The organism is Streptomyces sp. NPDC045998, assembly GCF_056430285.1.
In genome coordinates this window covers 649,689-673,241 of the sequence record NZ_JBWKLJ010000004.1, presented here as the reverse complement: position 1 = coordinate 673,241, position 23,553 = coordinate 649,689, and the positions used below count along the sequence as shown (strand labels likewise).

Below are 23,553 nucleotides of genomic sequence, written 5' to 3'. Positions count from 1 at the left end.
GTCAGCCGAGGATCGGCAGCAGGGCCGCCAGGTCCGCGCGCTCGCCGCTGGCCCGCACCTGGGCGGCGGAGAGGGCCTCCTGCCAGCTCGTACGGCCCGTGGCCAGGCGGATCCAGGTCAGCGGGTCGGTCTCCACGACGTTCGGCGGGGTGCCCCGCGTGTGCCGGGGGCCCTCGACGCACTGCACCACCGCGTACGGGGGCACCCGCACCTCCACGGACCCGCCCGGGGCCTTCACCGCGAGCGCGTCGGCGAGCAGCCGGGTGCAGGCGGCCAGGGCCTGGCGGTCGAACGGGACGGTGAGTCCGGTGGCGTCGTTGAGGTCGTCGGTGTGGACCACCAGCTCGACGGTGCGGGTCACCAGGAAGTCCCCGAGGCGCACCCCGCCGAACCGCGTCTCGATCAGCCGCTCGTCCGAGGCCGCCGCCAGCGCGTCCGCGAACTGCCGCCCGGCCTCGTCGTACAGCGCGGCGAGCCCGGCCGGGTCGACCGCCGCCGTGCCGGCGATCTCGCGCGCGGCCGCGTCGACGTCCTCGGCGTACTTCCGGGTGGCCGGCGCCCACTCCATCAGCTCCAGGTCCCGGCTCGCCGGCTCCGGTGCCGCCACGCCCCGGATGATGGAGCCGAGCCCCATGCTGATGTGCGCGGCGAGCTCCCGCACCGTCCACTCCCCGAGCCGGGTCGGCTGGGCGAGCTGCTCGGGCGTGAGGGTGAGGACCGCGTCCCGTACGTGACCGAACTGCGCGAGTACGGCCGCGCGGGTCTTGGCGGAGTCGTAACCACGGGTGCGCTTCTTGGCAGTTGGCATGGGCCGAGGTTAGTTCAGGGCGTGTGTGCGGGGGCGTGTGTCCGGGGGTGGGTGTTCAGGAGTGGGTGTTCAGGGCTGTGACCGCAGGGCCGGGACGTCGGCGGTGACGGTGAAGACCTCGCCGTTCTTCGGCACGCCCACGCCCCGCCAGGTGAACGGCACACCGCGCGCGGTGTGCGCGACGGGACCGTCCGTGAGCTGGAAGTGGAGGTGCGGTTCGGTGGAGTTGCCGGAGTTCCCGCACTGGGCGATGACCTGCCCCGCGGTGACCCGGTCGCCCGCGCGGACCACGAGCGAGCCGCGGCGGAGGTGTGCGTAGGTCGCGTACGTACCGTCACCGAGGTCCAGCACCAGGTGGTTGCCCAGGATCCGGCGGGGTCCGCCCAGCCAGCGGAACAGGGCCTCGATCACCATGAAGTAGAGGAACCCGGGCAGGGAGTTGCGGCTCAGGTGGTCGCGCTGGCCGTCCTCCGCGTACACCACCGTCCCGTCGGCCACCGCGAGGAGCGGTGCCCCGAAGGCCGGGAAGTCACCGCTGGGCCGGGCTATCGGCCACAGCCAGGCGAACCCCGGGCGGGGGCGCTGCTCCGACTCGGCGACGATGTCGATGGCGTGCGACTGGCCGAGGTGGTGGGTGCCGTGGCTGGGCACCCGGTCGGCGGGGCTGTTCAGTGCGCTCCAGGTGCCGGTCACGGGTGGCTCGACGGCGACCGCCTCCCGGCCCTCGGTGGCGATACGCCGGCTCTCCGCGCGGTGCAGCGCCACCTGGAGGGCGATGGCCGCGACGGCCGGCAGCCAGCCCAGCCGGGCGTCGTACGGAGGCTCCACCCAGACCGAGACGACGGCCTGGACGATGAAGACGAACCACAGCAGGCGCGCGAGCAGCACGCCCCGCCTGCGGGCGGGTGCGGACATGGTTGTTCCCCCGATGGTCGATGGGTCGATCGCTTACGGTCGCGCCGCGGCGAGGGCCACCAGCAGCGGCACCACGCGGCCCGCCGGGACCTCGTAACGGCCGCGTCCGGCGGTGTGCAGCCAGCCGGCGCCGGTGAGTTGGCGCAGGTGGTGGTAGATCTGGCCGGTCGTGCCGACCTCCTCCAGGAGGGCCAGATCGGCGGCGGTGCGCCGGCCCCCGACGATCTCGCGCAGCAGCCGGAGCCGTATCGGATGGCCGAGCGCCGCGAAGGACTCCGCCACCTCCGTCCAGTCCTCCTCCATCTGGCGCTCGGTCAGGGCGCCGTCCTGCCACTCGTACTGCTCCCCCGTCGGCAGCCGTATGGCACCGGTGAACAGCACCCCGCCATCGGGCGCGTCCGCCTCCGCGAGCTGCGCCTTGAGCCCCTCCAGGGCCCAGAAGTCGCTCTCGTGCGGCGGTCGTGGCGACGGCGGGTCGATGTGCGGGTCGATGCGCTCCAGGGCGGCGAGCCGCCGTTCGAGCGCGGTGAGGCGTTCCTCCAGCTCCATGCCGTCCATTGTTACGTAGTTACGTAATCCCGTGCAAGCGCGTTGGCGAGTGAACGCCACCGGCGGCCCGCGGAAGCCCGCGGCAGCCCCCAGTAGCCCGCGGAGCCCGGGTGAACGACGGAGCCCGGGTGAACGACGAAGCCCCCGCCGAACCCTTCTCGGGTCCGGCGGGGGCTCCAGTCGCAGACGAACGTCAGGCCAGCAGGCCCGGGATCGTCGCCTCGTGCGCCGTGCGCAGCTCGCCCAGCGGGATGCTGAACTCGCCCTGGACGTCGACCTCGTCGCCGTCCACCACACCGATGCGGGTCGCGGGCAGGCCACGTGCGCCGCACATGTCGGTGAAGCGGAGCTCCTCGCTGCGCGGGACGGCCACGACCGCGCGGCCGGCCGACTCGCTGAAGAGGAACGTGAACGCGTCCAGGCCGTCCGGGACGATCAGCCGCGCCCCGGTGCCACCCCGCAGGCAGGACTCGACGACCGCCTGGATCAGACCGCCGTCGGAGAGGTCGTGCGCCGCGTCGATCATGCCGTCGCGGGAGGCCGAGATCAGGATCTCGCCCAGCAGCTTCTCCCGGTCCAGGTCCACGGCCGGCGGCAGACCGCCCAGGTGCCCGTGCACGACCTCGGACCACGCCGAGCCGCCGAACTCCTCACGCGTGTCGCCCAGCAGGTAGAGGAGCTGGCCCTCCTCCGCGAAGGCGATCGGCGTGCGCCGCGTGACGTCGTCGATCACGCCGAGCACCGCGACCACGGGGGTCGGGTGGATGGCCACGTCACCGGTCTGGTTGTAGAGGGAGACGTTGCCACCGGTCACCGGCGTACCGAGCTGCAGGCAGCCGTCCGCCAGACCGCGCGTGGCCTCGGCGAACTGCCACATGACGCCCGGGTCCTCCGGCGAACCGAAGTTCAGGCAGTCGGAGATGGCGAGCGGCTTGGCACCGGAGGCCGCGACGTTCCGGTACGCCTCCGCCAGCGCGAGCTGGGCGCCCGTGTACGGGTCGAGCTTGGCGTACCGGCCGTTGCCGTCCGTGGCGATCGCGACGCCGAGGTTGGTCTCCTCGTCGATGCGGATCATGCCGGAGTCCTCGGGCTGCGCGAGGACGGTGTTGCCCTGCACGAAGCGGTCGTACTGGTCGGTGACCCACGCCTTGGAGGCCTGGTTCGGGTGCGCGACCAGCTTGAGGACCTGCTCGCGCAGCTCCTCGGCGGAGGACGGCCGGGGCAGCTTGTTCGCGTCGTCGGCCTGGAGCGCGTCCTGCCACTCCGGGCGCGCGTACGGCCGGTGGTAGACCGGGCCCTCGTGCGCGACGGTGCGCGGCGGCACGTCGACAATCTGCTCGCCGTGCCAGAAGATCTCCAGCCGCTCGCCGTCCGTCACCTCACCGATGACGGTGGCGATGACGTCCCACTTCTCGCAGATCTCCATGAACCGGTCGACGTGCTGCGGCTCGACGATCGCGCACATCCGCTCCTGCGACTCGCTCATGAGGATCTCCTCGGGGGAGAGCGAGGAGTCGCGCAGGGGCACGGTGTCCAGCTCGACGCGCATGCCGCCGGTGCCCGCGGAGGCCAGCTCGCTGGTCGCGCAGGACAGACCCGCGCCACCGAGGTCCTGGATGCCCGCGACGAGCTTCTCCTTGAAGATCTCAAGGGTGCACTCGATCAGGAGCTTCTCCTGGAACGGGTCGCCGACCTGCACCGCCGGCCGCTTCGTCGGCTTGGTGTCGTCGAAGGTCTCCGAGGCCAGCACGGACACGCCGCCGATGCCGTCGCCGCCCGTCCGGGCGCCGTACAGGATGACCTTGTTGCCCGGGCCGGACGCCTTCGCGAGGTGGATGTCCTCGTGCTTCATCACGCCGATGCAGCCGGCGTTGACCAGCGGGTTGCCCTGGTAGCAGGAGTCGAAGACGACCTCGCCGCCGATGTTCGGCAGGCCCAGGCAGTTGCCGTAGCCGCCGATGCCCGCGACGACGCCCGGCAGGACGCGCTTGGTGTCGGGGTGGTCGGCCGCGCCGAACCGCAGCGGGTCGACGACCGCGACCGGGCGGGCGCCCATGGCGAGGATGTCGCGGACGATGCCGCCGACGCCGGTGGCCGCGCCCTGGTAGGGCTCGATGTACGAGGGGTGGTTGTGCGACTCGACCTTGAAGGTCACGGCGTAGCCCTGGCCGACGTCCACGACGCCGGCGTTCTCGCCGATGCCGACGAGCAGGGCGTCGTTCTCAGGGGCCTTCTCGCCGAACTGCTTCAGGTGCACCTTGCTGCTCTTGTACGAGCAGTGCTCGGACCACATGACGGAGTACATGGCGAGCTCGGCGCCGGTCGGCCGCCGCCCGAGGATCTCGCGGATGCGCTCGTACTCGTCCTGCTTCAGGCCGAGCTCGGCCCACGGCTGCTCGACGTCCGGGGTCTCACCGGCGTGCTTGACGGTGTCGAGGGTCATGAGGCGCTGACCAACTTCTTGAGGATCGAGGTGAAGAAACCGAGGCCGTCGGTCCGGCCCGTACCGACCAGCGGCTCGACGGCGTGCTCCGGGTGCGGCATGAGGCCCACGACGTTCCCGGCGGCGTTGGTGATGCCGGCGATGTCGCGCAGCGAGCCGTTGGGGTTGCCGTCCAGGTAGCGGAAGGCGACCCGGCCCTCCGCCTCCAGCTCGTCCAGCACGCGCTCGTCGGCGACGTACCGGCCGTCGATGTTCTTGAGGGGTACGGAGATCTCCTGGCCCTCGGTGTAGTCGCTGGTCCACGCCGTCCCGGCGTTCTCCACCCGCAGCTTCTGGTCGCGGCAGATGAAGTGCAGGTGGTTGTTGCGCAGCATCGCGCCCGGCAGCAGATGCGACTCGGTGAGGATCTGGAAGCCGTTGCAGATTCCCAGGACCGGCATACCGGCCTTCGCCTGCTCGATGATCGTCTCCATCACCGGCGAGAACCGCGAGATGGCGCCGGCGCGCAGATAGTCGCCGTAACTGAAGCCGCCCGCGAGAACGACCGCGTCGACCTGCTTGAGGTCCTTGTCGCGGTGCCAGAGCGAAACGGGCTCGGCGCCCGCGAGCCGGGCGGCGCGGAGCGCGTCCCGGTCGTCGAGCGTGCCGGGGAACGTGACGACTCCAATACGAGAGGTCACGACTCCACCTTTACGACGAAGTCCTCGATGACGGTGTTGGCGAGGAAGGTTTCGGCCATCTCGTGGATGCGGGCGAGGGCGGCGTCGTCGACCGGCCCCTCCACTTCGAGCTCGAAGCGCTTTCCCTGGCGGACGTCGGCGATCCCGTCGAATCCGAGGCGGGGCAGTGCACGCTGCACCGCCTGTCCCTGCGGGTCGAGGATCTCCGGCTTGAGCATGACGTCGACTACGACGCGTGCCACTGGCACTCCCGGTGGTGTGTTGCGTGGGCGGTTCCCTCAGCGTACCTGTCTCCAAATTCTACGCGAGTAGACATCTGGAGGACCCTACAAGTGGCCCCTCCCGCAGGCTTCCGGAAAGCGCCGTGATCACGGCCTGCGGCGCCGCCACACCACCACCACATCACACCGGAAAAATCCCGGAAAAGAAACGCCCACGGCATTGCGGCCAACACGCTGACGCAATTGACTGGGCTTCACAATGTGACGACTTTCGCTGTACAAAGGAAACCAGAGGAAAGCGGCATTGCCTCTCAACAGCCGTAAAGTCGGTATCTCCGCACGTCAGGGCGGCGATACCGCAGGAAAGGACCGATATCCGTGGCTCAACGCGTAGTGGTCACGCTCTTCGACGACATCGACGGAGGCGAAGCGGCGGAAACGGTCATGTTCGGCCTCGACGGTAAGACGTACGAGATCGACCTCAATGCAGCCAACGCAAAGAAACTGCGCAAGGCACTCGCCCCGTACGTGGCGGCCGGCCGCAAGCGCTCCGGCGGAGGCGGGGCCGGTGCGGGCGGGGGCTCGGGCGCGGGCAAGGCGCGGACCGCGCGCTCGACCTCGTACACGCACACCTCCCTCGAGCCCGACCCGGCGGCGGTACGCGCCTGGGCGCAGGCCCACAAGATGGACGTGCCGGCCCGGGGCCGCATCCCCAAGCGGGTGTACGAGGCCTTCCGCGAGGCGAGCTGAGACCGCCCGACGATCTTCGACTTGCGCGACACCCCGGGTGATCCGCTAGAGTCTGGATCACGCCGAGGGGCGAGGCCGGAAAAAGGCCCCACCTCACGGAGCGTGCGGGTGTAGTTCAGTAGTAGAACATCCCCCTTCCAGGGGGAAGGCGCAGTGTGCGATTCCTGTCACCCGCTCTCCATCACGTACCAACCACTCCGGTGGATCAGGTACAGTGGTGTTCGCACCGCCCGGTGAAAGCCGGTCGGGAGCACTGCGGACGTGGCTCAGTTGGTAGAGCATCACCTTGCCAAGGTGAGGGTCGCGAGTTCGAATCTCGTCGTCCGCTCAGAGTACGAAGGCCCCGGTCATCACGACCGGGGCCTTCGGCGTGTATTGGCCCAAGGGCCGGCCCGATGACATTTGTCATCGGGGACCGGTGACAGCGCGGCCTGCCGCCACGCGTCGTGCGGCGACAGCCTTGAGGCATGACCACCCACGTGATTGAGGCGGAGGACCTCCAACGCCGGTACGCCGGCGGCTTCGAGGCTGTGAAGGGGATCACCTTCTCCGTGACACGCGGCGAGATCTTCGCCCTGCTCGGCACGAACGGCGCCGGCAAGACCTCCACCGTCGAGCTGCTGGAGGGCCTCGCGGCCCCGAGCGGCGGCCGCGTGCGGGTCCTCGGCCACGACCCGTACCGCGAACGGCCCGCCGTACGCCCGCGGATCGGCATGATGCTCCAGGAAGGCGGCTTCCCCTCCGACCTGACGGTCGCCGAGACCATACGGATGTGGTCGGGGTGCACCAGTGGGGCCCGGCCGGCAGCGGAAGCGCTGGAGATGGTGGGCATGTCCGCCCGCTCCCGCGTACGCGTCAAGCAGCTGTCGGGCGGTGAGCGGCGGCGGCTCGACCTGGCGCTGGCGCTGCTCGGGCGGCCCGAGGTCCTGTTCCTCGACGAGCCGACGACCGGGCTGGACGCCGAAGGGCGGCGCGCAACCTGGGAGTTGGTGCGGGCGCTGCGCGAGGACGGCACCACCGTGCTGCTGACCACGCACTACCTGGAGGAGGCCGAGACGCTGGCGGACCGGCTCGCGATCCTGCACGAGGGGCGGATCGTGACGTCCGGCACCCCGGCGGAGGTCACCGCCTCCCGGCCGGCCCGCATCCGCTTCGTCCTGCCCGACGGCGTGCCCGCCGGGCGGCTGCCGCTGTCCCTCCTCGCGGCCGCCGAGGGACGGCGGGTCGAGATCCGGACGCACGCGCTGCAGGACGCGCTCGGCGAACTGCTGCTGTGGGCGCGGGAGAACGACGTACGGCTGGAAGGGCTGGACGCCCGGTCGGCCTCGCTGGAGGAGGCCTTCCTCGAGATCGCCTCGCGTAACGCTTCGCAGGGCTCCGGGCGGGACGCCTCAATGGAGAAGGTGGGTGCGTGACATGACCTCGATGACCGACCGCATGGGGGCCCTGGGGCGGGCCGAGCTGACGCTGCTCGTACGCAACCGGTACGCCCTCTTCGTCGCCCTCGGCATGCCGCTGCTCATGGTCGGCTTCATGCGCGGCTCGCTCGACCAGGTCGGCCTGGAGAAGACCGGCATGAGCGCGCTCGAAGCCTCGCTGAGCGGCGTCATCGTGATGGCGCTGCTGCTCGTCGTGTATCTCAACCTCGTCTCGGCGTACGTGGCGCGGCGCGAGGAGCTGGTGCTCAAGCGGCTGCGTACGGGCGAGGCGTCGGACCGGGAGATCCTCGCCGGGACCGCGCTGCCGGCGGCGGTGCTCGCGGTGGCGCAGTGCGCGCTGATGGTGGCGGCCGGGGCGGCGTTCCTCGACGTGCGGGCTCCGCAGCGGCCCGATCTCCTGGTGCTGGGAACGCTGTTGGGGGTGGTGCTGCTGGCGGGGCTCGCGGCGGCGACGGCCGGGTTCACCAGGACCGTGGAGAGCGCGCAGATCACGACGATGCCGCTGTTCGTGGTGTCGTCGATCGGGTCCGGGCTCTTCCTGCCGCTGGAGGTGTTCCCGGAGAACGTGGCCTCGGTGTGCGAACTGCTGCCGCTGACCGGCGTGATGACGCTCGTACGTGCCGGATGGCTGGGCGGCGGTGACGCGGGCGAGCTGGCCGGTGCGGCCGCCGCGGCGCTGGTCTGGATCGCCGTCTCGGTGTTTGCTGTGCGGCGGTGGTTCCGCTGGGAGCCGCGGCGCTGACGGCTCGCTGAGAGCTCGCTGGGGGGACGCATGAAGCTGACGGGGTGGTGGAGCCGGCGCAGCAATCCGGAGAAGGTCGAGCTCTACACCCGCTGGTCGTACCACACCTTCGCCCTGATCGAGGTCCTCTCCGTCGGGCTGGGGATGCTCAGCGGGACGCCGAACCCGTTGGGCGGCTGGCTGTTCCTGCTGGTGATCGGGCACTCCGTCCTGGGCGGTGTGCTCGCCTCCCGGGCCCTCGACTGGACCGTGGGGCGGCGGGCGCGCCCGGACCGGCTGATGACGGCGCACGGCGTCCTCTCGTGCCTGCTCGCGGTGGGCGCGCTGGCCCTGCGGCGGTTCGGCGTCCTGGAGGACACGGAGGCCGCCGGATACCTGGTGGCGGGGGTGCTGGGCTTCGGCATCGGCGGGCTGGTGCTGGGCCTGACGAGGGTGCGGCACATGCTGTACCTGGTCCTGGCGGCTTCGATGGGCACCGGGCTGGTCGCGTACGCGCTCGGGATGCCGCTCGCGGAAGTCGTCGGCTTCTCGGTGGGGAGCGCGATCGCCGGGCTGCTGCTGGCCTTCACCAGCGGCTTCTCGGGGTGGCTGCTGCGCGCGGTGTGGGAGCTGGACGCGGCGCGCGAGCTCCAGGCCCGGCTGGCGGTGGCGGAGGAGCGGCTGCGGTTCGGGCGCGACCTGCACGACGTGATGGGCCGCAACCTCGCGGTGATCGCGCTCAAGAGCGAGCTGGCCGTGCAGTTGGCGCGGCGCGGCGTGACCGAGCAGGCGGTGGAGCAGATGGCGGAGGTCCAGCGCATCGCGCAGGACTCGCAGCGAGAGGTACGGGACGTGGTGCGCGGCTACCGGGAGGCGGACCTGCACACCGAACTGGACGGCGCGCGCAGCGTCTTGGCGGCGGCCGGGATCACCTGTGGGGTCAGGGTGGAGGCGGCGGACACGGCGCTCCCGGCGCGGGCGCAGTCGGCGCTGGCGTGGGTCGTACGGGGGGCCACGACGAACGTGCTGCGGCACGGGGACGCGCGGCACTGCACGGTGGTGGTGGGCGCGGAGGAGGACTACGCGGTGCTGGTGGTCGAGAACGACGGAGCGGGGGCGGGGCCGGGTGCGGGGCCGGGTGCCGACGCCGTGGGGACCGGATCCGGGCTGGCGGGCCTCCGGGAGCGGCTCACCGCGCTGGACGGCACGCTGGACGCCGGCTGGGTGCGGGGCGGCCGGTTCCGGGTGACGGCCCGGGTGCCGGCGGTCGCGGGCCCTCCGAAGGAGACCTCGAAGGAGACCGCGGAAGAAACCCCGGAGGAGACCACGGAGGAGACCACGGAGGGAACCCCGAAGGAGGTGCCCGCACAGTGACCGGGGAACCGACAGGGGCGCCCGTGCGCGTGCTGCTCGCCGATGACGAGCACCTGATACGCGGCGCGCTGGCCGCGCTGCTCGGCCTGGAGGACGATCTCGTGGTGGTCGCCGAGGCGGCGTCCGGCCCCGAGGCGCTCGCCATGGCGCTGGCCCACCGGCCCGACGTGGCGGTGCTGGACCTCCAGATGCCGGGCGCCGACGGTGTGAAGGTCGCCACATCGCTGCGCACCGGGCTCCCGGCCTGCCGGACCATGATCGTCACGAGTCACGGCCGCCCGGGGCACCTGAAGCGGGCGCTCGCGGCGGGGGTGCGCGGCTTCGTGCCGAAGACCGTCAGCGCCCAGCGGCTCGCCGAGATCATCCGTACCGTCCACGCCGGGAACCGGTACGTGGACCCGGAGTTGGCGGCCGACGCGATCTCCGCCGGGGACTCGCCGCTGACCGCGCGCGAGGCCGAGGTGCTGGAGCTCGCGGCGGACGGGGCGCCGGTCGCGGAGATCGCGGAGCGGGCGTCGCTGTCACCGGGGACCGTACGGAACTACCTCTCCTCCGCCGCCTCGAAGCTGGGGGCCGAGAACCGTCATACGGCGGTGCGTCTCGCACGCGAGCGAGGTTGGGTATAGTGGTTCCGCGCGACAGCGCATGCGGACGTAGCTCAGTTGGTAGAGCGCAACCTTGCCAAGGTTGAGGTCGCGAGTTCGAGCCTCGTCGTCCGCTCCACAGTGAAAGCCCCCGGCCGGTCGGCCGGGGGCTTTCGCGTACTCACGCCCAGGTGGTGCCGGTCAGCCGCTCGTACGCCTCGATGTACTTGCCGCGCGTCGCCGCCACGACCTCTCCCGGGAGGGCGGGGGGCGGGCGCTCGCTCGTGCGGTCCCAGCCGGAGGCCGGAGAGGTCAGCCAGTCCCGTACGTACTGCTTGTCGTACGAGGGCTGGGCGTGACCCGGCTCCCAGGAGTCGGCGGGCCAGAAGCGGGAGGAGTCCGGGGTCAGGACCTCGTCGGCGAGGACCAGGCCGCCGTTCCCGTCGTGGCCGAACTCGAACTTGGTGTCGGCGAGGATGATGCCCCGGTCGCGGGCGATGTCGCGGGCGCGGGAGTAGACGGCGAGCGTCGTCTGGCGCAGCTGGGCGGCGGTCTCCGCGCCGACCTGGCGGGCGACCTCCTCGTACGACACGTTCTCGTCGTGGTCGCCGACGGCCGCCTTGGTGGCGGGCGTGAAGATCGGCGCGGGGAGTTCGGAGCCGTCGGTGAGGCCCTCGGGGAGCGCGAGGCCGCAGACCGTGCGGCTCTCGACGTACTCGGTGAGGCCCGAGCCGGTGAGGTAGCCGCGGGCCACGCACTCGACGGGGATCATGCGCAGGGACGTGCAGACGAGGGTGCGGCCGGCCCAGTCGGCGGGGGCGCCGGGCGGGAGCTCGGTCGACAGCACGTGGTTCGGGATCAGGTCGGCGAGCTGGTCGAACCACCACAGCGACAGCTGGGTGAGGACGCGGCCCTTGTCCGGGATCTCGGTGGGGAGCACCCAGTCGTACGCGGAGATGCGGTCGCTGGCGACCATGACGAGGTCGCCCGCCTCGTTCTGGTACAGGTCGCGCACCTTGCCGGTGTGCAGATGTACCAGGCCCGGGACCTCTACTGGTTCGGGCTTTTCGACGAATCCGGACACGGTTCCTCCCCGTGGTTCTGTCCCAACGCTCCGATTGTCCCGCATGCGGAGGCGCCGGCCTCGGCCAGGGGGTTCAAGGGGCTTTCAGGGGGCTTTCAGGGGGCTGTTTAGTCCCGTTTGCAGATCCGGTCCAGGAGGTTGGCCGTGGCGCGCTGGATGCGGAGGTCGACATGACCCGGGCGGTCCAGGGCCGGTGACCAGGCGAAGGTGCCCGAGGCGAAGACGAGGGCGCCGGAAGGGGCGCGGTAGAGGGAGGTCTCCTGGTGGCGCAGGGAGCCCCCGCGGTCCCGGTACGGGGAGTGGGCGAGCAGGATGCGGCGCTGGTGCTCGGGGAGGGCGGTGCGCGGGAAGTACCGGTCGGCCTCGCCGGCGACGAGGCCCGGCAACTCGTCGCCCTCGCCCGCGCCGGTGGCCTCCCAGAGCCAGTGGTCGGCGTTGCGCACGACCATGGGGTGGGGCTCGGGCACGTGGCCCGCGTACTGGATGCCGAGGAGCTGCTGCTCGGGACGGTCCACCTCGCGCCAGAGGGCCGGTTTGCCCGGGCCGCGGCGTTTTCGGCAGGTGAGGAGGCGGTCGGGGACGCCGGAGGGCGACGGGCCGAGCTCGACCTGCCAGTACATGGTGTTGGCGGAGAGGAAGACGAGCGAGGTGCCGTGGTCGCGCGCGGACTCGACGGTACGGCGCATGGGGACCGACCAGTACTCGTCGTGGCCCGGGAAGACCAGGCCCCGGTAGCGGGTCGGGTCGACGCGGCCGGCGTGCAGGTCGCGGGCGTCGGCGTAGGCGAGGTCGTAGCCGTACCGTTCGGCCCAGCGGATGAAGTCGTAGGCGTGGCCGACGTGGAGCGGGAGGCCGGCCCCGGCGTACGGGCGGTCGAAGGAGACGGTCGTCGCCGCGTCCTCCTCGCCGAGCAGGCGGCCGTCCTCGTCCCAGGCGTGGTAGAGGCTGGCGCCCGTGCGGCCGTCCTCGGGGTAGAGGTTGTACGCCTGCCAGGTGATGTCGGGGAGGAGCAGGAGCAGGTCGGCGGGGTGCTGGTCGCGGACCGTGAAGGGGATGTGGGAGCGGTAGCGGCCGTCGACGGTGGTCAGGACGGCGACGTACGCGCCGATCGACCAGTACGACGGCACCTGGAGGCGCCAGGAGAGCCACCAGTGGTGGCAGGAGACCGTGCGGTCGGCGGTGAGCGGGTCGGGCTGGACGATGCCGGGCAGGCGCGGACTGGTGGCGATCTTCGAGGCGCCGTCCCCGGCGTAGTGACCGATGCGATAGATGTCGACCGAGAACGGCTGGGGCGGGTCCACGGTGATGTGGAAGTCGATCGCCTCGCCGGGCGCGACCGCGCCGGTGGAGGCGAAGCCCTTGATCTGGCGGTGTACGTCGTCGGCGGAGCGCGGTCCGCCGTGGCCGCCGCGCGCGAGGGCGGGGTCGGCGTACCAGGGGACGACCTGGCCGGTGTCTCCGATGTACTGCTCGCTGCCGCGGAGCCAGGGCAGCGGGCCCTGACCGAACGGATCGGTCACGGCGTGGGCGGCCGCTCCCGATTCCCACCGCCGGATCTGTTCCGCCCCCATGGTGCGCCCCTCCCTTGAGTCCCCCGCGGTCCGATGATCGATTCGTGCACCGCTCGTGCGGTGGCTGTCAGTGCCGGTCCCCAGCACATCACATAACGCACGCAGTCCGTCACCGTTCGTCGTTAATTGGCGGGAACGGAGCACGGCATTCCGGTCTTACGGGGGTGATCCGGGCGCTGCTATGGGGGCGTGTGAGCGGGGTGGGTGCCGTCAGGCGAGGCGGACGGGCTTCTCGGGACGTACGCCCACGGCGGCGAGCCAGGCGCGCAGGGGCTCGGGGTCGGCGTCCTCCACGAGCGTGAGGACCGGCCCGGCGAGGTCGGCGCGCCGCTTGCCGTCGACGAGCAGGGCGGGCCCGTCCAGCCAGTCGAGACCGGGCGCGGCACCCGCCGTGTCGACGGCGGCGCAGCAGACCATGGCCGTGACGTGATCGACGAGCAACTCCCGCCCGCTGCGGGGCGGCTGGAGCGGGAACAGCGGCAGCTGTTCGCCGCCGGCCGTCGGCCAGCCGAGCACGAGCTCGGCGGAGGCGGAGGGGGAGGCCGAGGCGGAGGCGGGCGGTGCGGATCCCGGAGGGGGCGCGAGGGAGGCCGCGGGCGCGGGCGCGTCCGGTGCCTCGGGACCGCGCGGGGTCGGAGCCTCGGGGTCGGCGTCCGCCGCGACACCGGGCGACCCGGCGGCACCTGTGGCACCGGCAGTACCTGCGGCGCCGACGGGATCCGGCCAGGCAGCAACGGCCTCGGGGGCGGGGCCCTCGGGACCGGCCACCGAAGAAGCGGCCGGTGGATTCACGCCGGCGGCACCGGCGGCACCGGCGGTATCCGGCCACGCGGCCGCAGTGGCAGGCGCGGGCGCGGGCCCAGTCGCGGGCTCGGGTGACCGGGGGGCGGCCTCCTCGGCGGCGAGGGCCGCGGTGATGGCCTCCGCCAGGGGGTCGGCGGTCTGCGGGGCCGTGAGGTGGTCGAGGACGCGCTCCAGCGAGGGCTCGGTGGCCCCGCGGCGGACGCCCAGGCCGTCCAGGGCGCGGTGCAGGCGGGCCGCCTCGGTGCGCCACTTGCGGTCGACGACCTCGTCCGGGTACTGCTGCCAGTCCACCGGGGCCCAGTCGGGGCCCGCCATCGCGGGACCGCCGTGGAAGAGGCGGGCGGCGAGCAGCGAGGCGGCCTCGTCGACGAGCCCCGGCTCCTCCAGCAGGTCGCACGCGGGCCGCTCGCCCAGCCGGGAGGCGAACCCCTCGGCGAGCCGGTCGCGCCGCGACAGCTCGGTGAGCGCGGAGACCACGCCCGCGTCCAGCCGGCACGGCCAGCGGCCCATGCGCCACGCGGGCAGCGCGACCCGCGTCAGCAGCCGGTCCCAGCCCGCGTAGGCGAGCCCGACCTGCTCCTGGGCGACGATCCGCAGACCGTAGTCCACCGCCTGTGCACGCTCGGACGCGGCGGACGCGACACCCCGCTCCATCTCCGCGACGTGCGCCTGGCACCCCCGCAGCAGCAGCCGGGCGGCCGCCCCGACGAACCGCGCCCCCGCCCTCCGTACCGGATCGAGCCCCGGCCGGCCCGCGACCGCGACGGCCGCGTCCAGGCCGCGCACGAAACGGCGCGCCGCGGCTATGTCGGGGTGCGCCGACGGCCCCGTACCGGCCACGACCGGCGCCAGCACCGCCCGCAGCTCGGCCACGCGCATCCACCACAGGAAGGGCGAGCCGATGACGAGGACGGGCGCCGTGCCCTGACGGTGGGCGCCGGGTATGCCGTGCGCCCGGTGCGTACGGTCCTCGAGCCAGCTGTCGCAGTCGGGGGTCAGCGCTATCGCGGAGGGCACGGGCACCTCCAGCCGCCCGGCCAGGTCCTCGACGAGCCGGTACAGATCGGGTGCCGACTCCTCCGCGATCTCCACCGTCGGACTCAGCGCGGGCCGGGCCCGGGTGATCACGGCGCCGACGGCCACGGCCGCGAGCAGCACGATCACGGCGACGGCCGTCACCACCCAGCGCACCGCGTCCCAGCCGTCGGCGGTCAGGTGTCCGGTGGCGCTCCCGGCCCACAGGACGACCGCGAGGGCCGCGGGCAGCAGCGCGACGGCCACGGCGCGGCCGCGGAGGCGCAGCACGGCGAGGGCACGGGCGCGTGCGGCCCGCGCACCCCGCTCCTCACCCATTCCGGCATCGGACATGGACATGGCCGTACGTCACCCCCTCCTGCCCTGCGGCGGACTGCCCTGCGGTGGCGTTGCTCACTCCCCCACTGTGGCACCCGCCACTGACATCGCAATGCCGGTGGGCCAAGTGCCGGAACGCCTGCGCGGCACCCTAGTTGGGGTGTCGGCAGGCGTCATCCGGATGGCCCAGCCGTCACTCGATGGAATGGCTTTGGGCAAAGGTGTGGACGGCGCGGGCCGTCCCGGGGTTCACTGCGCGGTTACTCCCCGGCCGGGTGTTCGGCGGCCTTGCGTGCGATGTCCGTGCGGTGCTGCGCGCCCTCCAGACGGATGCGCCCGACCGCCGCGTACGCCCGCTCGCGCGCCTGCGCCAGGTCCTTGCCGGTCGCGGTGACCGACAGCACGCGCCCACCGGCGCTCACGACGGCGTCCCCGTCCCGCTTGGTCCCGGCGTGCAGGACGTACGCGTGCGGCGCGTCCTCGGCCGCGACCTCGTCCAGGCCCTCGATCACGTCGCCGGTACGCGGCGTGCCGGGGTAGTTGTGCGCGGCGACGACCACGGTGACGGCGGCGTCGTCGCGCCAGTTCAGCGGCGGCTCGGCGTCGAGGGTGCCCTGGGCGGCGTTCAGCAGGACGCCCGCCAGCGGCGTCTTGAGGCGGGCCAGCACGACCTGCGTCTCGGGGTCGCCGAAGCGGGCGTTGAACTCGATGACGCGGACGCCGCGCGAGGTCATGGCGAGGCCCGCGTACAGCAGCCCGGCGAAGGGCGTGCCGCGGCGGCGCAGCTCGTCGACGGTGGGCTGGAGGACGGTCGCCATGACGTCGTCGACCAGCTTGGGGTCGGCCCAGGGCAGCGGCGAGTACGCGCCCATGCCGCCGGTGTTCGGGCCCTCGTCGCCGTCGAGGGCTCGCTTGAAGTCCTGCGCGGGGGTGAGCGGCAGGACGGTGCGGCCGTCGGTGATCGCGAAGAGGGAGACCTCGGGGCCGTCGAGGTACTCCTCGATGACGACGCGGTCGCAGGAGAGCGCGTGCGCGCGGGCCTGCTCGATGTCGCTCGTGACGACGACGCCCTTGCCGGCCGCGAGACCGTCGTCCTTGACGACGTACGGAGCGCCGAAGGCGTCGAGCGCCGCGTCGATCTCGTCGGGCGTGGTGCAGACGTACGAACGGGCCGTGGGCACACCGGCGGCGGCCATCACGTCCTTGGCGAACGCCTTGGAGCCCTCCAGCTGGGCGGCCTCCTTGGAGGGGCCGAAGCAGGGGATGCCGGCCGCCCGTACGGCGTCGGCGACACCGGCGACGAGCGGCGCCTCCGGGCCGACGACGACCAGGTCGGCCTCCAGGCCGGTGGCGAGGCGGGCCACGGCGGCGCCGTCGAGGGCGTCCACCTGGTGGAGCTCGGCGACCTCCGCGATTCCGGCGTTGCCGGGCGCGCAGTGCAGAGCGGTGACGTCGGGATCGAGCGAGAGGGAGCGGCACAGGGCGTGTTCGCGGGCGCCGCCGCCGATGACGAGGACCTTCACGCCAGCCAGGGTAGCCCGCGGGGGCGGGTGCCCCTTGTGCGGGATGCCGAGGCCACCCCTCCTACTCGTTCGTATATTCCTCCACCACGGTGGCGCCGAGCTCGCGGACGATCAGCTCGTGGCCGGAGAGGGCCGAGTCGACGAGGTCGGGATCGTCGTCCTCCGGCATGTCATCCTCGGGCGCGACCTGCCGCGGCGCGGATGGGGACTCGGCGGCCCGCTGGGGCTGGGCCGAGGGCGTCTGCGACCGGGAAGCCGAGGCGGCCGGCCCCTGCGACGACTGCTGTACGGGGCGGGGGGAGGGCGCCTGCGGGGCGGGCGCGGCGGGGCCTGGCGCCTGGGGCGGGCGGCTGCCGTAGCCGCCGCCACCGCCTACGCCGCCACCGCCCGTGCCGCTGCCGCCGCCGTACGCCGGCGGGGGCGTGGCGCCGCCCGACGGGTCGATGATCGCCTCGATCTTCCACTGGACGTGGAACTGCTCGGCGAGCGCCTGCTTGAGCACGTCCTCGCTGCCGCTGCTCGCGAAGTTGTCCCGGGCGCCGGCGTTGAGGAAGCCGAGCTGGAGGGTGGTGCCGTCGAACCCGGCGACCTGGGCGTTCTGGCTCAGGAGGATCCAGGTGAAGCGGCGGCGGTTCTTGACCGCCTCCAGGATGTCGGGCCACATGTTCCGCACCTGGGCGGCGCCCTGGGCCGAGCCTCCGGGCGCGGCCGCGGGTGCGGGGGCCGGGGCGGGCGCGGGGGCCGGAGCCGCCGGGGCGGCGGCCTCGGACTGCGGCGGGGCCGTCTGAGCCGTGGGCCAGCCGCCGGGGCGCCGGGCCTCGCCCTGCGAACCGGGCGCGGAGGCGGTCGGCCAGGCGCCGGGCCGCGCGCCGGACTCCCGGGAGCCGGGGGCCGCGGCGGAGGGCCAGGCACCGGGACGGGCCTCGGCGGGGGGCTGCGGGGCGGGGGCGGGCGCGGGGGTAGGCGTGGGCGCGGGGGCGGGGGCGGCCTCCGCCGCCACAGGGGCGGGAGGAGCGGCGGGCGCGTCGCCGCGCACCGCCGCACGGGCGGCGGCGGGCCCGCCGCCCGGGGGCACCGGGGCGACCGGAGCGGCCGGGACCACCGGGGCGGCCTGGACATGGGCCTCGGGGCCGGGCACGTACCCCATGGCGGGCCCGGGCCCGCTCGGCTGGAAGGCGGTGGGGGGCACGACGGAGCCCCGCTCGAGCCGGTCGAGCCGGGCCATCATCGAGCGCTCGTCGCTGAACGCGGCCGGCAGCAGCACGCGCGCGCAGATCAGCTCCAGCTGCAGCCGCGGCGAGGTGGCGCCGCGCATCTCGGTGAGCCCGGTGTTGACGATGTCCGCCGCGCGGCTGAGCTCGGCGGCCCCGAACACGGAGGCCTGCGCCTGCATGCGCTCGACCACATCGGCCGGCCCGTCGATGAGCCCCTTCTCCGCGGCGTCCGGCACGGCGGCCAGGATCACCAGGTCGCGCAGCCGCTCCAGCAGATCGGCGACGAACCGCCGCGGGTCGTTGCCGCCCTCGATGACCCGGTCCACGACCTCGAACGCCGCGGCGCCGTCACCGGACGCGAAGGCGTCCACGACCGCGTCGAGGAGCGAGGCGTCGGTGTAACCGAGGAGGGCGGTCGCCATGGCATAGGTCACACCCTCCTCCGTGGCGCCGGCCAGCAGCTGGTCCATCACGGACATCGAGTCACGTACGGACCCGGCCCCCGCCCGCACGACCAGCGGCAGGACGCCGTCGTCGACGGGGATCTGCTCCTTGCCGCACACCTCGGCGAGATAGTCCCGCAGGGTCCCGGGCGGTACGAGCCGGAACGGATAGTGGTGCGTCCGCGAACGGATCGTCCCGATGACCTTCTCGGGCTCGGTCGTCGCGAAGATGAACTTGAGGTGCTCCGGAGGCTCCTCGACCACCTTCAGCAGGGCGTTGAAGCCCGCCGGGGTGACCATGTGGGCCTCGTCGATGATGTAGATCTTGTACCGGCTGCTCGCCGGCCCGAAGAAGGCCTTTTCCCGCAGGTCACGGGCGTCGTCCACGCCACCGTGCGAGGCGGCGTCGATCTCGATGACGTCGATCGACCCCGGCCCGTTCCGCGCGAGGTCCCGGCAGGACTGGCACTCCCCGCAAGGCGTGGGCGTGGGCCCCTGCTCGCAGTTCAGGCAGCGGGCGAGGATGCGCGCACTGGTCGTCTTGCCACATCCCCGCGGCCCGCTGAACAGGTACGCGTGGTTGACCCGGTTGTTCCGCAGGGCCTGCTGCAGCGGGTCGGTGACATGCTCCTGCCCGATGACCTCGGCGAAGGTCTCGGGACGATAGCGGCGGTACAGCGCAAGGGACGACACCCTTACGACGATATCGGGCCCCACCGACAACCGGCCCGCCCCGCGAAGCCCGCGACAAGCCCGGGACCCGCACACGCAAGCGCCCCCCACGCACCCGCCAGAGCCGACCTACCCTTGCTGCCTTCCGGCCCTGGGGGAGTTCAGTCAGATAGCGCCACGTGAGGGGCTGCGCCCAGCCTACCCGATCCCACGGGCCTGCGGGCCACCCCGGGGGTGCCTCCGGGCGGGGCGCGCGGGGGTTCCGGGATCGGGTTCGCGAGCACTCCTCAACGTCTTGTATTGTTTGCGGCGGAGGATTCGCCTAGAGGCCTAGGGCGCACGCTTGGAAAGCGTGTTGGGGGCAACCCCTCACGAGTTCGAATCTCGTATCCTCCGCCAGTGCCTCACCGGGCACGTTGTCGAAGGGCCCCGCAGCTTGCTGCGGGGCCCTTCGACGTTGTGCGTCCCGGTCTCGGTTTCCGCCTCGGTTCTCGTACAACCACTCGACCCCCTCCTGAGTCTGATCATGCACGGCAGTCCCGTTTCCGCCTTCTCATGGGGGTTCACCTTGCAGGTCCGCTCCACCGGCGCCCGTCTCGCCGCGGCCGTCACGGCCGTCCTCGCCGTCACGGCCCTCGGCGCCGGCACGCTGGCCACCGCCCCGGTCGCCTTCGCCGCCGCTCCGGGCTCCGTCCCCGGCGCCTTCTCCGGCTCCGGGTCGGCCGAGGCGGCCGACGCCCTTCCCGTCTACCCGGAGGGCACCGACCTCGGAGGTGTGGGCACCTCCGGTTTCCTCACCTACTCGTTCGCGCAGGACGGCGACCGTGAGCTGCTCTGGACGCCGTTCGACGGCGGTGCCCCGACCCCGCTGCAGGAGCCCGAGGGCGGCGGTTGGACCATCGGCGCCGACGACGTGGTCGTCCTCGGTGACGCCAACTGGTCCGCCCGGATGCGTACGCTCACCCTGCGCGACATGGCCACCCCCTCCGCCCCGGGCGTCGGCATCGACCTCGGCGCGCTGAACGGCAACTACGTGGCCGTGCTGAGCCCGACGAGCGTCCTCGCGCAGCTGACGAAGGACGACGGCACGGCGGAGCTGCACGTCGTGACCAAGGACGGCGCCTCGACGACCACCCGCAAGGTGGCCGGGCTGCCCGCGGACGCCACCGACTTCTTCGGTTCGAGGGTCCGGGACGGTTCCGTCCTGGTCGGGTACGAGACCGGTCCGGCGGACGCGCGGACCGGCGGACGGGCCATGGTCGACGTGGCCGCCGGGACGGTGACCGCGACCTACGCGGCCGCGGAGTCCGGGATCGGCTACGGCGGCCTGGAGTTCTCCGCTTCGCACGTGAGCTGGTACGAGTACGAGGCCGGCACCGGCGGGCTCATCCGGTCCGTCGACCGCGCGTCGGGCGAGGTGAAGCGGACCGTCCTGGGCGCCCACACCGCCGAGTGGTACACCTCGCTCGTGGGCGACTGGCTGGTCTACGGCAACCCCACGACGCCGGTCAAGGCCGTCTCCCTGAGCACCGGCGAGACCCGCGACCTCCTGGACTCCGGCTCCTCGTCGATGGCCGCCGGCGACGGCACCGCCGTGGTGCACGGCGCGCGAGCCGCCGACGGCGAAGGGCTGTTCCGGATCGCGGCCGGAACGGACGGCGCCCCGACGGTCACCAAGGTGGCGGCGACCGGCACCCCCGTCGCCGCCGGTGTGAAGATCGAGCAGATCCACATCCCCGAGGTGGCGTACCTCGACAAGACCGGCGGGAAGGTGACGCTGGGCTGGACGCTGTCGCGCCGCGACGCCTACCTGGACGTCACGCTCACGCACACCGTCACGGGCAAGGAGTTCCGGCAGCGTGTGAACGCCCCGGCCACCGGCACCCTCTTCAGCTACACCTGGGACGGCATCATCGGCGGAGTGGACGCGCCCAACGGCACGTACGCGGTGGAGGCCGAGGCGACGCCGCTCGACGGCGTCGGGGAGTCCGCCTACGAGGGCTTCCTCATGGCGGTCGCCCGGACGGCCAACCCCCACGACTACACCAACAACGGCTCCACCGACGTCCTCGCCCGGGACTCCGCCGGCGTGCTGTGGCGCGACGACCTGCTGGACCGGCCGGTCAACGGCCAGGTCAAGCCCGCCCAGCGCACGCGGATCGGCGCGGGCTGGCAGACGTACAAGCAGATCGAGGCCGTCGGCAACATCGCCGGGAACGAGGTCGGCGACCTGGTCGCCCTCGACGGCTCGGGTGTGCTCTGGCACTACCTCGGCAAGGGCGACGGCACCTTCACAAGCCGCGCCCGCGTCGGCGGCGGCTGGGGCATCTACAACAAGCTCACCGGCGGCTCGGACCTGAACGGCGACGGCCGCGCCGACCTCCTCGCCACGGACACCGCCGGCGTGCTGTGGTTCTACAAGGGCACGGGCTCCGCCACCGCCCCCTTCGCCGCCCGCGTGCGCGTCGGCGGCGGCTGGGGCGTCTACAACCAGCTCACCGCCGTCGGGAACATCGCCGGTACGGCCGCCGGTGACCTGGTCGCCCGCGACACCGCCGGAGTCCTCTGGCTGTACCAGGGCAACGGCAGCGGCGGCTTCTCCACCCGCGTGCGCGTCGGCAGCGGCTGGGGTGCCTTCACCCAGCTCGTCGGCGCCGGTGACGTCGACAGCGACGGGCGCCCGGACCTGATCGCGTACGGGGCGGGCGGCACGTACGTCTACCGCTCGACGGGCTCCACCACCGCGGTCTTCAGCCGTCAGGCGACGTCGCTGTACGCGGGCGAGGGCTCCAAGTTCAACAACATCGCATAACCGTTCGGCTTCCCGCACCGGCACAGAGGGCCGGACCGCTCCTGCGGTCCGGCCCTCTGGCGTGTGCCCGGCGGCAAAAGACCGGCGGTTAAAACACCGGTGGGGGGCCGGAGAGGTCCGGCCCCCCACCGGGGGTTCAGCTGGTGGCGCGGACGGCTCAGCCGTTCGCGTCGGCCTTGCGGCGGCGGACGACGATCATCGCGCCGGCGCCCAGGGCCACCGCGACGCCGCCCGCGAGGGCGATCTGCGGCATGGCCGAGGAGGAGCCCGTCTTGGCGAGGCTGCCCGTGGTGGTGGACACCGGCTGGGTGGACGTCACGCCCTGCGGCGTCGCGGCCGGAGTGCGCGGGGTGGTCCCGCTGGGCTTGGCGTCGTCGACCTTGCCCGGCTTGGTGCCCGCGGCCGCGATCGTGAAGGGGTACTCCTCGAGCTCCGGGGTGCCGCCGCAGGTGTCGTCGTCGTTGTAGTAGTCACCGGCGGCCAGGGCGATGCCCTCGCCTGCCGGGGCCTTGGAGTCGACGGTCAGGCGCAGCTTGATGTCGGCGTGGGTGCCGGCCTTCAGCGGGCTGATGGCGTCGATGTCGCCGAAGCCGTCGACGGTGTGCCACGTGGGGGAGGCGGTCGAGGACCACTGCAGGCGCAGCAGGTCGTCGATCGACTCCTCACCGGACGTGTCCATGGCGTGGACGCCGACGAGCGGGTACACCTCGTCCATCGTCTTGTCGGTGCCGTTGGTGACACGCAGGGTGAAGTTCACCGTCGTACCGGCGACGACCTTGGACGGCAGGCCGGTCACCACGGTGGTGAGCTCCGGCTCGGGGACGCAGTACCCCGAGTCGTCGTCATCCTCGTCGCCCTCGTCGCCCTCGTCGCCTTCGTCGCCCTCCTCCGCCTTGGCGTCGGCGAGCGCCTTGTCGGCGGCCTCCTTCGCCTTCAGGGCGTCGGCGGTGGCCTTCTGGGCCTGGCCGTAGACGCGGACCGCAGCGACCCGGGCGTCGTCCGCCGCCTCGTCGGCAGCCTCGGCCTTGGCGTCGGCGGCGGTCTTGGCCTCCGCGGCCGCCTTGGCCGCGGTCTCCGCGTCGTCGACGGCCTTCTGGGCGGCCGCCTTCTCCTCGTCCGTGGCCTCGGCGGGCAGCGCCTGCTGCTTGGCCTTGGCGTCGGCGAGGGCCTGGTCGGCGGCGGTCTTCGCGGCGGCGGCGGCCTCCGCCTCCTTCGCGGCGGCCTGGGCGGCGACGGCGTGCGGAGCGGTGTCCGACAGCGCCGCCTCCACGGCGGCGTAGGCGGCCTTCTCCGCGGCGACGGCGGCGTCGTACGCCTTCTGCGCCTCGGCGGCGGCCTTCTCCAGCTCCGCGATGGAGGCCTTGGCAGGCTTGGACTGCGACGCCGTCGGCTTGCTGTCGGCGTACGCGGGGGTGACGGACAGCATCACGACGGGCGTCGTCACGGCAGCGGCGACAGCCGTTGCGAGAATGCGTCGGATCTTCACTAGAGCCCTTTTCTGGGTCCGAAAGAGTGGGAGCGGCCACGGCGGGGTGGAGCTCACGCAGCGCGGCCGACGATGGGGTGATCGTATGACCGCGATAAAGGGGCGGA

General features: G+C 72.9%; 18 protein-coding genes, 4 tRNA genes and 1 other RNA gene. 10 read left to right on the top strand and 13 right to left on the bottom strand.

What is annotated here, in order from left to right:
* Window position 1: 1 nt before the first annotated feature.
* From AC07FJ_RS16190 to purS, 6 genes are all read right to left on the bottom strand, one after another.
* On the bottom strand, window positions 2–808 hold the full coding sequence (locus AC07FJ_RS16190; protein WP_361423850.1) for a maleylpyruvate isomerase family mycothiol-dependent enzyme: 807 nt from the start codon (window positions 806–808) through the stop codon (window positions 2–4).
* Between the two features lie 69 nt (window positions 809–877).
* Window positions 878–1,723 carry a M23 family metallopeptidase gene (locus tag AC07FJ_RS16185; protein ID WP_479049403.1) on the bottom strand — a complete coding sequence of 282 codons (846 nt, stop codon included), beginning with the start codon at window positions 1,721–1,723 and terminating at the stop codon, window positions 878–880.
* Window positions 1,724–1,756: 33 nt separating this feature from the next.
* Window positions 1,757–2,272: an ArsR/SmtB family transcription factor gene (locus AC07FJ_RS16180; RefSeq protein WP_479049401.1), complete on the bottom strand. Its 516-nt coding sequence runs from the start codon at window positions 2,270–2,272 to the stop codon at window positions 1,757–1,759.
* A 193-nt stretch (window positions 2,273–2,465) separates the two neighbouring features.
* Window positions 2,466–4,715, bottom strand: a complete 2,250-nt coding sequence (purL, locus tag AC07FJ_RS16175; protein ID WP_479049399.1) for a phosphoribosylformylglycinamidine synthase subunit PurL — start codon at window positions 4,713–4,715, stop codon at window positions 2,466–2,468.
* Window positions 4,712–5,395, bottom strand: coding sequence for a phosphoribosylformylglycinamidine synthase subunit PurQ (gene purQ / locus AC07FJ_RS16170; RefSeq protein WP_355352597.1), 684 nt, complete (start codon window positions 5,393–5,395; stop codon window positions 4,712–4,714). Before purQ ends, purL begins: the two co-directional genes overlap by 4 nt.
* Window positions 5,392–5,637: a phosphoribosylformylglycinamidine synthase subunit PurS gene (gene purS, locus AC07FJ_RS16165; RefSeq protein WP_215092426.1), complete on the bottom strand. Its 246-nt coding sequence runs from the start codon at window positions 5,635–5,637 to the stop codon at window positions 5,392–5,394. The genes purQ and purS overlap by 4 nt, the downstream gene beginning before the upstream one ends.
* 357 nt (window positions 5,638–5,994) lie before the next feature.
* On the opposite strand from purS, the gene AC07FJ_RS16160 reads away from it, so the two are divergent.
* From AC07FJ_RS16160 to AC07FJ_RS16125, 8 genes are all read left to right on the top strand, one after another.
* A complete protein-coding gene (locus AC07FJ_RS16160) occupies window positions 5,995–6,366 on the top strand; it encodes a histone-like nucleoid-structuring protein Lsr2 (RefSeq protein WP_479049396.1) in 372 nt (123 codons plus the stop codon).
* Window positions 6,367–6,470: 104 nt separating this feature from the next.
* Window positions 6,471–6,542: transfer RNA gene (locus AC07FJ_RS16155), tRNA-Gly, on the top strand.
* A gap of 79 nt (window positions 6,543–6,621) precedes the next feature.
* Window positions 6,622–6,694, top strand: a tRNA-Gly gene (locus tag AC07FJ_RS16150).
* Between the two features lie 139 nt (window positions 6,695–6,833).
* Window positions 6,834–7,781, top strand: a complete 948-nt coding sequence (locus AC07FJ_RS16145) for an ABC transporter ATP-binding protein (protein WP_479049394.1) — start codon at window positions 6,834–6,836, stop codon at window positions 7,779–7,781.
* A 1-nt stretch (window position 7,782) separates the two neighbouring features.
* Entirely contained in the window at window positions 7,783–8,547 is a 765-nt protein-coding gene (locus AC07FJ_RS16140; RefSeq protein WP_479049392.1) for an ABC transporter permease, read from the top strand.
* Between the two features lie 30 nt (window positions 8,548–8,577).
* Window positions 8,578–9,900, top strand: coding sequence for a sensor histidine kinase (locus tag AC07FJ_RS16135; RefSeq protein ID WP_479049390.1), 1,323 nt, complete (start codon window positions 8,578–8,580; stop codon window positions 9,898–9,900).
* Complete coding sequence (locus AC07FJ_RS16130; RefSeq protein ID WP_479049388.1) at window positions 9,897–10,526, top strand: response regulator; 630 nt, start codon at window positions 9,897–9,899, stop codon at window positions 10,524–10,526. Before AC07FJ_RS16135 ends, AC07FJ_RS16130 begins: the two co-directional genes overlap by 4 nt.
* A gap of 21 nt (window positions 10,527–10,547) precedes the next feature.
* A tRNA-Gly gene (locus AC07FJ_RS16125) sits at window positions 10,548–10,623 on the top strand.
* Between the two features lie 42 nt (window positions 10,624–10,665).
* Here the strand turns inward: AC07FJ_RS16125 and AC07FJ_RS16120 are convergent.
* The 6 genes from AC07FJ_RS16120 to ffs all read right to left on the bottom strand — a co-directional run bounded on the left by AC07FJ_RS16120 (window position 10,666) and on the right by ffs (window position 19,340).
* Window positions 10,666–11,568 carry a phosphoribosylaminoimidazolesuccinocarboxamide synthase gene (locus AC07FJ_RS16120; RefSeq protein ID WP_479049386.1) on the bottom strand — a complete coding sequence of 301 codons (903 nt, stop codon included), beginning with the start codon at window positions 11,566–11,568 and terminating at the stop codon, window positions 10,666–10,668.
* Between the two features lie 107 nt (window positions 11,569–11,675).
* Window positions 11,676–13,139 (bottom strand): N,N-dimethylformamidase beta subunit family domain-containing protein, encoded by a 1,464-nt coding sequence (locus AC07FJ_RS16115; protein WP_479049384.1) that lies wholly within the window; start codon window positions 13,137–13,139, stop codon window positions 11,676–11,678.
* 210 nt (window positions 13,140–13,349) lie between these two features.
* A complete protein-coding gene (locus AC07FJ_RS16110; protein ID WP_479049382.1) occupies window positions 13,350–15,311 on the bottom strand; it encodes a M48 family metalloprotease in 1,962 nt (653 codons plus the stop codon).
* Window positions 15,312–15,556: 245 nt separating this feature from the next.
* Entirely contained in the window at window positions 15,557–16,819 is a 1,263-nt protein-coding gene (gene purD, locus AC07FJ_RS16105; RefSeq protein ID WP_479049380.1) for a phosphoribosylamine--glycine ligase, read from the bottom strand.
* Window positions 16,820–16,880: 61 nt separating this feature from the next.
* A complete protein-coding gene (locus AC07FJ_RS16100; RefSeq protein WP_479049378.1) occupies window positions 16,881–19,169 on the bottom strand; it encodes a DNA polymerase III subunit gamma and tau in 2,289 nt (762 codons plus the stop codon).
* A gap of 72 nt (window positions 19,170–19,241) precedes the next feature.
* Window positions 19,242–19,340: signal recognition particle sRNA small type (ffs, locus tag AC07FJ_RS16095), an RNA gene on the bottom strand.
* Window positions 19,341–19,459: 119 nt separating this feature from the next.
* On the opposite strand from ffs, the gene AC07FJ_RS16090 reads away from it, so the two are divergent.
* Both AC07FJ_RS16090 and AC07FJ_RS16085 read left to right on the top strand, forming a co-directional pair.
* Window positions 19,460–19,547 (top strand) — tRNA-Ser (locus tag AC07FJ_RS16090).
* 169 nt (window positions 19,548–19,716) lie between these two features.
* On the top strand, window positions 19,717–21,960 hold the full coding sequence (locus tag AC07FJ_RS16085; protein ID WP_479049376.1) for an FG-GAP repeat domain-containing protein: 2,244 nt from the start codon (window positions 19,717–19,719) through the stop codon (window positions 21,958–21,960).
* Window positions 21,961–22,117: 157 nt separating this feature from the next.
* Here the strand turns inward: AC07FJ_RS16085 and AC07FJ_RS16080 are convergent, their stop codons facing one another.
* Window positions 22,118–23,446 carry an LPXTG cell wall anchor domain-containing protein gene (locus AC07FJ_RS16080; RefSeq protein ID WP_479049374.1) on the bottom strand — a complete coding sequence of 443 codons (1,329 nt, stop codon included), beginning with the start codon at window positions 23,444–23,446 and terminating at the stop codon, window positions 22,118–22,120.
* Window positions 23,447–23,553 lie beyond the last annotated feature (107 nt).

Bases quoted from the DNA above. Each gene is read 5' to 3' on its own strand.
- AC07FJ_RS16185 (WP_479049403.1), bottom strand. From the start codon at position 1,723: ATGTCCGCACCCGCCCGCAGGCGGGGCGTGCTGCTCGCGCGCCTGCTG.
- AC07FJ_RS16140 (WP_479049392.1), top strand. From the start codon at position 7,783: ATGACCTCGATGACCGACCGCATGGGGGCCCTGGGGCGGGCCGAGCTG.
- AC07FJ_RS16110 (WP_479049382.1), bottom strand. From the start codon at position 15,311: ATGTCCGATGCCGGAATGGGTGAGGAGCGGGGTGCGCGGGCCGCACGC.
- purL (WP_479049399.1), bottom strand. From the start codon at position 4,715: ATGACCCTCGACACCGTCAAGCACGCCGGTGAGACCCCGGACGTCGAG.
- AC07FJ_RS16115 (WP_479049384.1), bottom strand. From the start codon at position 13,139: ATGGGGGCGGAACAGATCCGGCGGTGGGAATCGGGAGCGGCCGCCCAC.
- AC07FJ_RS16145 (WP_479049394.1), top strand. From the start codon at position 6,834: ATGACCACCCACGTGATTGAGGCGGAGGACCTCCAACGCCGGTACGCC.
- AC07FJ_RS16180 (WP_479049401.1), bottom strand. From the start codon at position 2,272: ATGGAGCTGGAGGAACGCCTCACCGCGCTCGAACGGCGGCTCGCCGCC.
- AC07FJ_RS16135 (WP_479049390.1), top strand. From the start codon at position 8,578: ATGAAGCTGACGGGGTGGTGGAGCCGGCGCAGCAATCCGGAGAAGGTC.
- AC07FJ_RS16190 (WP_361423850.1), bottom strand. From the start codon at position 808: ATGCCAACTGCCAAGAAGCGCACCCGTGGTTACGACTCCGCCAAGACC.